The sequence below is a fragment of the Pseudomonas sp. LBUM1647 genome, from assembly GCF_059716175.1.
Genome location: NZ_CP166809.1, coordinates 4,404,415 through 4,417,332, shown reverse-complemented (window position 1 = coordinate 4,417,332; position 12,918 = coordinate 4,404,415). Strand labels below are relative to the sequence as shown.

Below are 12,918 nucleotides of genomic sequence, written 5' to 3'. Positions count from 1 at the left end.
GGTGCAGTGCTTTAGCGGTATTGTTTGACCGAAACGCTCATGCCGTTTCCGGACTGGGTCACGGCGCTTGAAAGCCCCGTGCCGGCCTGATCGATGCTGGCGTCGTTGTTGTTGCCGTTCTGGGAAATCTGCGCGCGGTTGTGGCTGCCGGTCTGGGTGATCGAGGCGGCGTTGCCGGAACCTTGCTGAGTGATCATTGCCATCAGGTCGCTGCCTTGTTGCAGGATGTAGGCTTCCTGATTACTGCCCGACTGGACGATGCGACCGAGCAGCGACTGGCCGTTCTGTTGCAACAGCGCAACGTTGGCCTGGCCGTTCTGATCGATCAGTGCTTGCTGGCCAATCGGTGGTGGTAACTCCCCCAGGTCGCCACCGGGACCCAGGTCATCGTTCTCCATCAAATCGTCGGCGCGCGTGCCTGCGCTGCTGCAGAGCAGAAGCAGGCAGAGCAGGGCGGCGGTCGGCGTTTTCATGGCGTTGTCCTTTGCCAGGAGACTTGCCCCATCAACCACTGCAGTTGATGGGGCGAGGACTCAGTTGGAGATCACGGACACCGTGCGCACGGTGCCTTGGGACGAGGTGATGGTGGCTGTCGGGTTCGCCGATGGAATCACCGCAGTGGTGTTGTTCACCGTCAGCCTCCAGCGACCGGTCACCGGTACCGTGGTGGTGCCCAGGGTTGCCAGCCCGGTCGGGGTGGAAACCTGGATGGTGATGGTGTTGCCGGTGACCACCGATGAAGTCCCTGCAAAGTCCCAGGTGAAGCGGTTGTTGGAGCGAGGCGACACCGTAGCCGTGGTCACGGTGAAGGTTTCCGCAGCAGGCCTTGGCGAGACTTGCACGGTGACCGTGGCCGGTGTCGACAGGGCGCCGAAGCTGTCCCGGGCGATGTAGGTGAAGGTCGTCGTGAAGGCCGTCGTGACCGTGGCCGGTGGGGTGTAAGTGATCACCGTGCCGTTGCTGCTGACCGTGCCACGGCCGGCTGCAGGTTGGGTCAGGCTGGCGACAGCCAAAGGCACGTTGCCTTCCGGATCGGTGTCGTTGGCCAACACGTTGATCGGAACCGCCACGCCCAGGGTCGCGATACTGTCGGCAACCGCCACCGGTGGCCGGTTAGGCGCAACGGTGATGGTCACGGTCGCCGCAGCGGTCGAGGCCAGGCCTTTGACGTCTTGAGCCTTGTAGGTGAAGGTCGTGGTTAACGGCACAGTGACCACGGCGGGTGGGGTGTAGACCACCGCTGTCGTGCCGCTCAACGCCACGGTGCCCTGGCCTGCGGCCGGTTGGGTCAGCGCGGTGATGCTCAGCGGCGTGTTGCCGTCCGGGTCGCTGTCGTTGGCCAGCAGGTTGAGGGTGACCGGCACGCCGAAGCTGGTGCTGCCGGTGTCGGCCACGGACAGTGGCGCCTGGTTCTCTCCGGTGTTCGGTGCAGTACCGACGACCACGACGAGCTCGGTATCGCTGCCGCCCGCGGCGGATTTGACCGTGACGGAGGCGGGTGGCTGCGGCAGATCGGCGACGGTCAGGCGTTGCAGGGTGCCGGATTTCGACAGACGTCCGTAACCCTGCACGACCATGTCTGGCACCGCCACTTCGTCAGTGGAGGTGGCCTCGATCAGCAGGCTGTGATTGCTCCAGGTGTAGCGAGCGGTCTGGATTTTCACCAGGTCGGTGAGCTTGCTCGACACCGCTGTCGGACGGGTAGTGCCGGCTGGGTTGGTGGCGGTGACAACCACGACCGGAGGCACGGTGGAACCCGTCAGGCGATGGCCGAAGAATTGGCCGTTGTTGTCGCCGAGCATGTTGGTCAGGCATGGCGTCTGCGGTGGTCCGGGCACAAGGGCCACGGTTTCGCGGAAGCACAGGCTCGAACCGTTAGTCGATTTGCCAAACACTTCTACCCGGGTACTGCTGGTGCCCGGACCTGTAGAGGTGCGGCGGTAAGTGGCGCGGCCAATTTCCACCGGGGTTTGCGCACGGTTGTCGAGGACTTTGCCGGACACGGTAAAGAGGGTGGTCTGGATGGTCCCGGCAGGCCCCTGCACACGCAGGAAGTTGTTATTGAACGGGCTGCCGGTGACCGCTTCGGTGAGGTTCGGATCGCCGACGTAAGTCTCGATGGAACCGGTGTCCGGGTTCACCTCGGTGTATGGCCCGTTGACGCTGCGCAGGAATGGACCGACCTGCCCGTTGAGGGCACCCGAGAAGTTGCCCGGTACGCCGATGCCGATGTCGCGGGTGATGTTGATCGCCCGACGGCCCGGCGTGGTGACGTTGACCGTTTCCACACCGTACGGGTGGGTGATGGTGTAGGTCCCGGCGACAGGCACGTTCACCCGCAGACGAATCCGCGCGAAGCTTGCCTGATCGCCGTCGACAGGGTTTTCCGCAGTGAATGCCGCTTCGATCCCGGCCACGTAGGCATCCACGCCATAGCCTCCGACATCATTGATGGTGGTCTCGGCGAGGTACCAGAACGCTTCCGGTGGCCAGTTATCCGGAAACACCATCGGCTGGGTGTCGTCGAAAACCCCAGGTTCCGGATTCAGGATGCACATGTAGGAGGGCGCGCCAGGTGCGCCAGGCGACCGCGTGCTGGTAGCCCGCGACTGGCACAGTTCCAGCGACAGCAGATTGCTGTCCTGATACCACATCGGGAATTTCCCGGTGGCAAAGGTGTAGGGGCCGGGGTCGACGGCAGCGAGTTGCGCGAAAACACTGCCGGAGAGCGATAGAGTCAGTCCCAGGGCGTTGAGCGCCAGGCGTGGCAATTTGTTCATGATGCCTCCTGATGAGGATCTGGGCATATGTGCGTTCATTGCACGATGACCACTTCTTCGGTGTCGCTGCCGCCATTGGATGACGTCACTCGAACCTTGGCCGGTGGAATCGGCGAAATGCCGGTCGCCAGGGATTTCACTGCGCCATCGCCACTCAGGGCGCCGATGGCGACACCGGTGCCGGTGGTGGCGGTGAGTACCGGCGGCGAGGTTTCATCGCTGGTCGAAGCCACAACCGTGATTTGCGCGGTGCTCAAGCTGTACTGGGCGGTCTGGATCACCACCAGGTCCGTCAGTGGCATCGACAGGGTGGTTGGCGTGCTGCTGGGAATGGCCAGGTGGTTGTCGGCGGTCAACACCAGGTTGCTCGGCAACGTCGGGTTGGTAGCGGACTGGGCGTACCATTTGCCGGAGGTATCAGCCTCGGTCAGGTTCAGCACCGGGCTGTTGCTGTCCAGGGTCACGGTGGCCGGTGGCGGTGGGGCCATGACGAACACATCCTGCTGCGCCACCGGTGCGCTTTCACCGGCCTTACGCGAGTAAGTGCTGCGGCTGGTGATCATCGGGGTGGGCCGGACCACGGTCGCCAACTTGCCGGAAATGGCCATGACCGTCGTGCGCAAGTCCAGACCGTTAGGCCCTTCGATGCGGATGTAGTTGGTATTGAAAGGGCTGCCGGTGAAGGCTTCTTCCAGATTCGGATCGCCAACGAATTTCTCGGCCGACCCGCTGACCGGGTTGGTTTCGGTGTAGGGGCCGTTGACGCTGCGCAGGAACGGGCCGATGTCACTTTTGAGCGCGCCGTCGTAGGTTTTCGGCGTGCCGATACCGATGTCCCGGGTCATGTTGATTGCGCGGCGTCCGCCTGCGGGAACGTCAAATATGTCGACGCCGTAGGGGTGGGTGATGGTGTAGACACCGGCGGTGGGCACGTCCACCCGAATGCGGATGCGGCCAAAGCTGACCTGGTCGCCTTCTACCGGTTCTTCAGCGGCGAAAGCTGCTTCCACGGCGCTGACATAGGTCAGGTCGATGCCCCGTGCGGCATCGACGATTGAGCCGTCGCCGGTGAACCAGAACGCCTCATCGGGAAAGTTGCTCGGGAAAACGACGGGCTGCGTGTCGTCGAAAACGCCGGGGGTCGGATTCAACAGGCACATGTAGGCCGGCGCACCGGGTGCACTGGCAACCCTGGAGCTGACAGCCTTGGACAGGCAAAGATCGAGGGTTCGACCGTGAGTGTCCTGATACCAAGCGGCGAACCCGCCGTTGGCTGGCACATAGGGGCCGGGGTCGACGGCAAACAGCGCGGCCTGGGCGACGCCTTGGGCCAGAGCACTAACGACCAGGGCGGCCGCGGTTTTGGACAGTAAAGGGTGCATGAGTTAAGCCCTCTATCGGAATGCCTGCCCCATGGAGACGGGTCAGTTGAAAGGGCTTCGGCAACTTCCATACCAACCGGCGAAAACGGCCGGTAGAGGCCCGAGTCACGGGCGTATCACTCACAAACGGCATCGGAGCGCGGTTTTTGGGAACGGGCCACTGTCCCCAGCATTGGGGGTAGATGGGCATAAGGAGGAAGTGGGGGAACGAGGCCCAACATCGGGCAAACGGCCATTAGTGGGCTATAAACCTATAGGGGAATCGTCGGGAACACGTCCATGGACATGCCTACTCAAACACTCCAAGCCGAGGGGGGTGATATTCGCCTGAGCTCGCGCAAGCAGCCGTTCAATTTATTGCGCTGGTTTTCGCTCATCAGCCTGGCGGTGATTGGCACGGTGGCGGTGGCGTTGGGGTCGGTGTCCACGCGATTTGTAATTACCGAAAGCGTGCAGCGCGATGCGTTGTTGACGTCCCAGTTCATTCAGGCGATTGCCTCGGCCGAGGTGCGTCATGTGTCGATCCCTAACGTGCGGACCATGGGCGAGCTGCTCGATCCGCGCAAAGACAAGGAATTTCCCGACGTCGACCCGTTGGCCCGTGCCAATGCCCGGGGCGAGTTCCTCGACCATATCGCGCACCTGCCGGACGTGATCCTGGCCAACATCTATGCCCCCGACCGCATGGTGATCTGGTCGACCAACCCGGCATTGATGGGCACCAGGATCCACTCCGACGCGGACCTGGAGCAAGCCTTTGCTTCCAGAATTCCTGTGTCGGCCAGCTATCACGATGTGGACAAGAACCGCATGGAGCAGAAGTTCGTGACGCCCCCGGAATACATCTTCATCGAGAACTACATTCCGCTGTTCGATGCCGACGGCAAGAACGTCACGGCGATGGTCGAGATCTACAAGGAACCCAAGGACCTGATCAGCCGCATGGAGCGCGGTCTGGTGCTGATCTGGCTGGCGACCGCGCTGGGCGGCGGGCTGATTTATCTGGGGCTGTACTGGATCGTGCGCCGGGCGGCCATTTTGCTGGCGGCGCAACAAAAGCAACTGATCACCAATGAAACCTTCGTCGCCCTTGGAGAGATGTCGTCGGCGGTGGCCCACAGTTTGCGTAATCCGCTGGCGACCATCCGTTCAAGCGCCGAACTGGCGCTGGAATTCGACAGCGGCCCGGCCCACAAGAACATCAATGACATCATCGGTCAGGTGGATCGCATGTCGAAGTGGGTGAGGGAGCTGCTGCAATCCTTGCGCCCGCTCAACGACGAGGCCGAGCCGGTAAATCTGGTGGCGGCGCTGCATGACAGTCTGATGGCCTTCGAGCATCAAATCGCCAAAGCCTCGGTGCACGTGGTGTTCGACCCGAAGCTGACGCCCATGGTCCTGAGCCAGCAGGTGCAGTTGACGCAGATCCTCAACAGTTTGCTGGCCAATGCACTGGAAGCCATGGACAAGAGCGGCACGTTAACCATCACATTGGAGCCGACCGAATCCCGTGGCCTCAGCGTGGTGGTGAGCGACACCGGCAAAGGCATGAACGAAGAACAGCGCAGCATGGCCTTCCGGCCGTTTTTCACCACCAAGCAAGGCGGGCTCGGTGTCGGGCTGGTGCTGGTCAAGCGGATCATGGAGCGGTTTGGCGGTGCGGTGACCCTGGACAGCCGTGAAGGCGAGGGCACGAGTGTCCGTCTGTCGTTCAAATTGGTCCCCTGAAAACGGGTGTGAACTTTCCCCGTTAGCGGGTGTCATTCCCCAGTCGTTTCCCCGGTCATGGCAAATTGATGTTGATAAGCCATTGTTTTGTAGGTCTTAATGCTTTCGTAAAAAGTCGTTACAAATTTGGCGAGGTCCTTGCAGAAGCCCCATTACCCCTTCACAACTTCGAGGCGGCTGGTAATGGACAGAAACGCGCGGTACCCCTTCAAATGGTTCGGCCTCCTGACGCGTGTAAGCGTCCTTCTGTCTATGACGCTGGGCACAGCGACTCTACGTGCCAGCCCCATCGATGACGAGCGACAGCCAGAACCGTCCGACCCCTCGGCGTATTACGACGAACCGGCTGACAAAGCAGGAGCCTTGAACGCCATTTTGACCATGCCCCCGGCTAACGTGGACTCCTTCGATTTGCCGGGTGGCGTCAAAGGCAGCAAAGCCACCACGCGCCAGGAAAACATCCTGCCGCCAGCGGTGCAGACCAGTTTCAATTACCCCACCAATGGAAAACCCAGTCCGCTGTACGGTGCTCTGCCGTTCACTCAGCAACTGGTGCTGTTCGAAGAATTCGGTCCGGAAAAACTCGACCCCACCACCCCGGCGGCGCCGTTGCCGTTTCCACCGGCCGCCATTGGCCCGATGCCGCAACAAGATCCCACCAGCGCCGCTCGTAGCGCCCCGCCGAGTGCGGCGCTCGACGCTTTCATGCGTCAACCCGGCCTGACGCCGTTCCCCAGCCAGTATTCCAACGTGGTCGACCGCAACCCTTGGCAGAAGCAGATCGAATTTTTCCTCAACCGCCGTATTGGCTCGTCGGCGGAAGGCCGTCCGCCAGGAAAAGGCTGGTCGCACCAGCGCTGGAACGAGTTTTACCCGCAGATGGCCTACAAGACCGTGCAAACCGGCGCACGGTTGAATACCGGTTCGCGTGACAGTCGTCAGATGCACGGTTATGCCTTGGGCGAGTTTGGCCCAGGCGGCCTCTATCACAACGTGGCTGGCGTACCGGCGACCGATGGCACCGCCAAGGGCGTCGATCCGCGTTTCCACCCGAAAATGCCGATACAGAATCACAACTCGGTGTGGACCTTCGACGGCACCTTGCCGCCCAAATTGCTCATGGTGCGTTACGGGCAACCCGTGTTGATGCGCCATTACAACGGCTTGCCGATCGACCCCTCGGCGAACATGGGGTTCGGTTTGCACACCATCACCACCCACGAACACAACGGTCACGTACCGGCGGAAAGCGACGGCTATGCCAACGCGTTTTTCTTCCCCGGGCAATTCTATGATTATCGCTGGCCGATCCAGCTGGCCGGCTACGACAGCATCAACACCACGGCTACAGACCCGCGTGCAGCGTTTCCGTGCGCGCCGGGCGAAACCCTGTGGACCAATGACCTCACCCCCAGCCGCAAGACCTGCAACAACGGCACGATCAAGATCCGTGGCGACTGGCGCGAAACCATGAGCACCCACTGGTTCCACGACCACATGCTCGATTTCACCGCGCAGAACGTCTACAAGGGCAACGCGGCGATGATGAACTACTACAGCGCCCTGGACCGCGGCAATGAATCGGTGAATGACGGCGTCAACCTGCGTCTTCCCAGTGGCAGCGCCTTGCCCTGGGGTAACCGCGACTACGACGTCAACCTGCTGTTTGCCGACAAGGCGTGGGATAAAAACGGTCAACTGTGGTTCAACCCGTTCAATACCGACGGCTTCCTCGGTGATCAGGTGCTGGTCAACTGGCAGTGGAAGCCGACCCTGGATGTGCGCGCCCGCAGCTATCGGTTCCGCATGCTCAATGGCTCAGTGTCGCGCTACTTCAAACTGGCGCTGGTGCGCGAGATCAAGGGCACCAGCGGCGAGTTCAAAGGGCCTGCCGGGTCGGGAGTGTCGTATGCCCGCGTGCCGTTCCACATGATTGCCAACGACGGCAACATCATGGAACACAGCGTGCCGTTCGACGGCAGCATGGACCTGGATGCCGACGGCGATAAACAGAACCACAACGCGATCCTGCCAACCATAGGCATCGCCGAGCGTTTCGACATCATCGTCAACTTCTCGAAAAACGGGATCAAACCGGGCGACAAGCTGTTCTTCGTCAACCTGCTGGTGCACGAAGACGGCAAGGGCCCGGAAGAACCCGCCTCCCTGGCTGACGTGCTGTCCGAGAAATACAAGGCGATCATCAAGCAAACCAGCAAGGGGCCGAAGTGGGAGGACGGTGATCCGGCGGTAGGCAAGGTGTTGCAACTCAACGTCAAGGCTTACACCGGTCAGGACCTGGCCATGGACCCGGCCGCTTATGAACCGGCCAAACCGGGCAAGGCTGAAGGCCTGGTGATGATCCCGTTGAAGATCCATCGCGACAACGCCGCCGACAAGGCGCTGCTGGCCAAAGCCCGTCACCGCACCTTCACCTTCGGCCGTTCCGATGGCACCGATGAAGCACCGTGGACGGTCAAGACCGATGGCGGGTTCGGCTTCAGCATGGACCCACGTCGCTTAAACACCGCGACCCAACTGGCCAGTGGCCCCACCGATGCCGGTGTCGTCGGTTTCGGCACCCTGGAAGTCTGGAACATCAAGCTCGGCGGCGAGGGCTGGAGCCACCCGGTGCATGTGCACTTCGAGGAGGGGATCATCCTCAGCCGCGGCGGCAAGGCGCCACCGGAATGGGAAAAATGGGCACGCAAGGACGTGTACCGCATCGGCCCGGAAAAGGACGGCCTGGACAACGTAGAGATGGCGATCAGCTTCCGCGAGTTCGCCGGGACGTACATGGAGCACTGTCACAACACTCAGCATGAGGACAACTCGATGTTGCTGCGCTGGGACATTGAGAAACCCGGGCAATTCCAGCTGATGCCGACACCGCTGCCAAGTTGGGATGGTGTGCGTTACGTGAACTCCGCCGCGCTGCCAACCTTCCGCACTGGCGACGGCTCCGGCCCCAAAGTGGTGGTCAAACCATGAGCCGCGAGGGAGCCGACATGAAAATGCATACGCCGCGCTCCCGCGCCCTGGGCATGCACCTGATTTTGGTATTGATCACCTGCCTGCTGGCCAGTTGGGTGCTGGTGGCACATGACGCTGCTCCGTCGGTGTCAGCGTCGCCGACGGAGTCGGCGACGCCCTGGGGCGGTGATTACTTCCCCAACACCTTGCTGACCGATCAGGACGGTCGGCAGGTGCGTTTCTTCGATGATTTGATCAAGGACAAGGTGGTGGTGATCAATTTCATATTCACTTCGTGCAGCGACTCCTGCCCGCTGGAAACCGCGCGCCTGCGTCAGGTGCAGAATTTGCTGGGGGACCGGGTCGGCCAGGACATTTTTTTCTACTCCATCAGCATCGACCCCTTAAGTGATACACCCGATGTGCTCAAGGCCTACGCACAACGCTTCAAGGTCGGGCCGGGCTGGAAGTTTCTCACCGGGGAATTTGCCGACGTCACCGATCTGCGGAAAAAACTCGGGCTGTTTATCGAAGGCGTCGACAACGGCCGCAGCAAGGACCACAACCTGAGCCTGATTGTCGGCAACCAGACCACGGGCCGCTGGATGAAAGCTTCACCTTTCGAAAATCCGTGGATTCTGGCCGATCAGTTGGCCAACACGCTGCAAAACTGGAAGCAGCCCAGCGTTGAAGAAAACTACGCGAATGCGCCCGAGATTCGCCCGCCGAGCAACGGCGAAGAACTGTTTCGCACCCGTTGTGCGTCGTGCCACAGCCTCGGTCCGATGGACGGGCAGGGCATCGGCATGCGCAGCATCGGCCCGGACCTGATCGGCGTCACTCGCCTGCGTGATCCGGCCTGGCTTAATCGCTGGATTCGCGAGCCGGACCGCATGCTGGCGGAAAAAGACCCGATCGCGCTGGAGCTGTTTGAGCGTTTCGACAAAATTCCCATGCCCAACCTGCGCCTGGATGAGAACGCGGCGCAGTCCATCGTGGGTTTTTTGCAGGAAGAAACCGATCGTCAGCAACCGCTACAGGCGGCGCAAACGCAATAGCGGCTAAATACTATCAGTGGGGCCGTCAGTCTCGATCAATGCCACCTACACTGATCCGAAACACGGCTGAAAAGGCTTGATGCAAGGCATCCGGGAAGGTCCTATGCAGATACCAGGACAACAAAAAATACCTGCGCCGGCTATGTCGGCAGCAGAAAGCAAGGGCTGGCGAGGACAGTTCAATCTGCTGCGCTGGTTTTCCTTGGGCAGCTTTTTCATCATCGCCGTCGTGGCGCTAGGGTTGGGCTACATTTCCACGCGCTTCGTGGTCGAGGAGAGTATCGAGCGCGATTCGATGCTGACCGCGCAGTTCATCCAGGCCATTGGTGATGCCGAAATTCGCCATGCTTCGATTACCACGAACAGAACCATGGGCGAAATGCTCGACCCGCGTCAGGACAACGCCTATCCCGACGTGAACCCAGCCTCCCGCGCGGCTTCGCGCACCGAGTTTCTCGATCATGTAGAGCATCTGCCGGACATTCTGTTGGCCACGGTGTATGCCCTGGATCGCACCGTGGTCTGGTCGACCAACCCGGAGCTGATCGGCGTGCGCATCGAAGATGACGAAGAGCTGGACGAATCGTTCGAAATGAAGGAACCGGTGTCCACCAGCTACCACGAAGTCGATGAGGAGCGCCCCGAGCAGAGGCTGCTGCGTGAGCCTGAACACCTGTTCATCGAGAACTACATCCCGATGTTCAATGCCGACAAGAGCAAAGTGATCGCCATGGTGGAGATCTACAAGGAACCCGTGGACCTGGTGGAACGCATCCAGCGCGGCTTCAAGTCGATCTGGCTGGCAACCCTGCTCGGCGGCTTGGCCATCTACCTCGGGCTGTTCTGGATTGTGCGGCGTGCGGCAGTGCTGTTGCAGAGCCAGCAGAAACAACTGATCAGCAACGAGACCTTTGTCGCGCTGGGGGAAATGTCCTCGGCGGTGGCCCACAGCTTGCGCAATCCGTTGGCCAACATTCGTTCCAGTGCCGAACTGGCTCAGGAAATCGCCAGTCAGAACGCGCAGAAGAACATCGGCGACATCATCAGCCAGGTCGACCGCATGTCGCGCTGGGTTCGGGAGTTGCTGGTGTCATTGCGACCCATGAACGACGACTACGAAACGGTAGACCTGGTGCTGGTCATCGACGACACGTTGAGTGCGTTTGACGCGCTGATTAAACGCTCCAGCATCGACGTGCGTTTCCCCCCTCAGAGTTGTCCGCCGGTCGTCAGCCAACAGGTGTTGCTCACGCAAATTCTTAATAGCCTGTTTGCCAATGCCCTGGAAGCCATGCCCAAGGGCGGCGTGCTGAGTATCGATATCGAAACGCCGCACCCCGGACTCGTGCGCATGACCCTGAGCGATACCGGCAAGGGCATGACCACACAGCAGGAACAAATGGCCTTCAAGCCGTTTTTCACCACCAAACAAGGAGGGTTGGGCGTGGGCCTGGCCCTGGTCAAAAGAATAATGGAGCGTTTCGAAGGCTCGGTCGAATTGACCAGCCGAGAGCAGGAAGGAACCCGCGTCTGTCTCAATTTTAAAGTGGCAACGGGAGGGGAATATGGAGCACAGCATTCTGCTGGTCGAGGATGATGAACTTCTCGCCGAGAATATTCAGACCTACCTGGAGCGCAAGGACTTCGAGGTGACGGTCTGCCACTCGGCTGAGGACGCGCTAGAGCAATTGGGCACTTTCGTCCCGGACGTGGTGCTGACCGATAACTCGCTGCCGGGCATGAGCGGTCACGACCTGATCCAGAAGCTGCGCATCAGCGCGCCGGATCTGAAAGTGATCATGATGACCGGCTACGGTAACGTCGAAGACGCCGTGGTGGCGATGAAAGAGGGCGCTTTCCATTACGTCACCAAACCGGTGGCGCTGCCGGAGCTCAAGCTGCTGCTGGACAAGGCCCTGGCCACCGACCGAATGGAACGCACACTATCGTTCTATCAGGAGCGTGAAGCGCAGAAGTCAGGGGTGCAGGCATTGATCGGCGAATCGGCACCGATGCAGTACCTGAAAAGCACCATTGGCCAGTTAATCGACGCCGAGCGGCGCATGGCCAATACCGATCTGCCACCGGTGTTGGTGGAAGGCGAGACCGGCACCGGCAAGGAACTGGTGGCCCGTGCGTTGCACTTCGACGGCCCGCGCAGCAAAGGTCCGTTCATTGAATTCAACTGCGCCTCGATTCCTTCCAACCTGGTGGAGTCGGAGCTGTTCGGCCACGAGAAAGGCGCCTTCACCGACGCCAAGGACCGCCGCGTCGGGTTGGTGGAAGCGGCCGATGGCGGGACCTTGTTTCTCGATGAAGTCGGCGAGATGGACCTGTTGCTGCAAGCCAAGCTGCTGAAGCTGCTGGAGGACCGGACGATCCGCCGGGTCGGCTCGGTGAAGGAGCGCAAAGTCGATTTGCGGGTGATCAGCGCCACCAACTGCAACCTTGAACAAATGGTCCAGCAGGGCAAGTTCCGCCGCGATCTGTTCTTCCGTTTGCGGATCATCTCGATCAAGGTGCCGCGCCTGTATGCCCGTGGCGCGGACATCCTGCTGCTGGCTCGACACTTCCTGGCGATCCACGGCAAACGCTATGGCAAACCGAACCTGTATTTCAGCGATCAGGCTGAAGAATTGCTGCTCAGCTACAGCTGGCCGGGCAACGTGCGCGAGTTGCGCAACATGCTTGAGCAAACCGTGTTGCTGGCCCAGAGCGACACCATCGCCGCCCATCAATTGAACGTGTGCCTGAGCCTGGTGGATGAGCCGCTGTTGTTCCAGCAAGAGCCGCAACACTTCGAGCCGCGTCCGGTCTACAACGGCACCGAATCCATGAACCTGCCGGAAGTGGAGCGCGACATGGTGCGCAAGATGCTCGACAAGACCGACTGGAACGTCACCAAGTCCGCACGGCTGTTGGGCCTGAGCCGCGACATGCTGCGTTACCGGATCGAAAAACTCGGTCTCGCGCGCCCGGAAAAACGCCAGTGGTAGG

8 protein-coding genes are annotated in these 12,918 nt (G+C 60.8%); 5 read left to right on the top strand and 3 right to left on the bottom strand.

The window, feature by feature from the left end:
- Positions 1-11 precede the first annotated feature (11 nt).
- Genes ACA059_RS20130 through ACA059_RS20120 form a run of 3 tightly spaced genes read right to left on the bottom strand, consistent with a single transcriptional unit; the run spans position 12 to position 4,162 of the window.
- Positions 12-473 (bottom strand): curlin, encoded by a 462-nt coding sequence (locus tag ACA059_RS20130; RefSeq protein ID WP_497630703.1) that lies wholly within the window; start codon positions 471-473, stop codon positions 12-14.
- Between the two features lie 60 nt (positions 474-533).
- Complete coding sequence (locus tag ACA059_RS20125) at positions 534-2,780, bottom strand: Ig-like domain-containing protein (protein ID WP_497630702.1); 2,247 nt, start codon at positions 2,778-2,780, stop codon at positions 534-536.
- 35 nt (positions 2,781-2,815) lie between these two features.
- Positions 2,816-4,162: a hypothetical protein gene (locus ACA059_RS20120; RefSeq protein WP_497630701.1), complete on the bottom strand. Its 1,347-nt coding sequence runs from the start codon at positions 4,160-4,162 to the stop codon at positions 2,816-2,818.
- Between the two features lie 279 nt (positions 4,163-4,441).
- Between ACA059_RS20120 and ACA059_RS20115 the strand changes: the two genes are divergently transcribed.
- The 5 genes from ACA059_RS20115 (at position 4,442) to ACA059_RS20095 (ending at position 12,917) form a co-directional block, all read left to right on the top strand.
- Entirely contained in the window at positions 4,442-5,890 is a 1,449-nt protein-coding gene (locus ACA059_RS20115) for a sensor histidine kinase (protein ID WP_497630700.1), read from the top strand.
- A 183-nt stretch (positions 5,891-6,073) separates the two neighbouring features.
- Complete coding sequence (locus ACA059_RS20110) at positions 6,074-8,881, top strand: multicopper oxidase domain-containing protein (protein WP_497630699.1); 2,808 nt, start codon at positions 6,074-6,076, stop codon at positions 8,879-8,881.
- Positions 8,882-8,898: 17 nt separating this feature from the next.
- Complete coding sequence (locus ACA059_RS20105) at positions 8,899-9,921, top strand: SCO family protein (protein ID WP_497630698.1); 1,023 nt, start codon at positions 8,899-8,901, stop codon at positions 9,919-9,921.
- Between the two features lie 103 nt (positions 9,922-10,024).
- Positions 10,025-11,518, top strand: a complete 1,494-nt coding sequence (locus ACA059_RS20100) for a sensor histidine kinase (protein ID WP_497630697.1) — start codon at positions 10,025-10,027, stop codon at positions 11,516-11,518.
- Positions 11,487-12,917: a sigma-54-dependent transcriptional regulator gene (locus ACA059_RS20095; RefSeq protein WP_497630696.1), complete on the top strand. Its 1,431-nt coding sequence runs from the start codon at positions 11,487-11,489 to the stop codon at positions 12,915-12,917. Before ACA059_RS20100 ends, ACA059_RS20095 begins: the two co-directional genes overlap by 32 nt.
- Position 12,918: the final 1 nt, after the last annotated feature.

Bases quoted from the DNA above. Each gene is read 5' to 3' on its own strand.
- ACA059_RS20130 (WP_497630703.1), bottom strand. From the start codon at position 473: ATGAAAACGCCGACCGCCGCCCTGCTCTGCCTGCTTCTGCTCTGCAGC.
- ACA059_RS20125 (WP_497630702.1), bottom strand. From the start codon at position 2,780: ATGAACAAATTGCCACGCCTGGCGCTCAACGCCCTGGGACTGACTCTA.
- ACA059_RS20120 (WP_497630701.1), bottom strand. From the start codon at position 4,162: ATGCACCCTTTACTGTCCAAAACCGCGGCCGCCCTGGTCGTTAGTGCT.
- ACA059_RS20115 (WP_497630700.1), top strand. From the start codon at position 4,442: ATGGACATGCCTACTCAAACACTCCAAGCCGAGGGGGGTGATATTCGC.
- ACA059_RS20110 (WP_497630699.1), top strand. From the start codon at position 6,074: ATGGACAGAAACGCGCGGTACCCCTTCAAATGGTTCGGCCTCCTGACG.
- ACA059_RS20105 (WP_497630698.1), top strand. From the start codon at position 8,899: ATGAAAATGCATACGCCGCGCTCCCGCGCCCTGGGCATGCACCTGATT.
- ACA059_RS20100 (WP_497630697.1), top strand. From the start codon at position 10,025: ATGCAGATACCAGGACAACAAAAAATACCTGCGCCGGCTATGTCGGCA.
- ACA059_RS20095 (WP_497630696.1), top strand. From the start codon at position 11,487: ATGGAGCACAGCATTCTGCTGGTCGAGGATGATGAACTTCTCGCCGAG.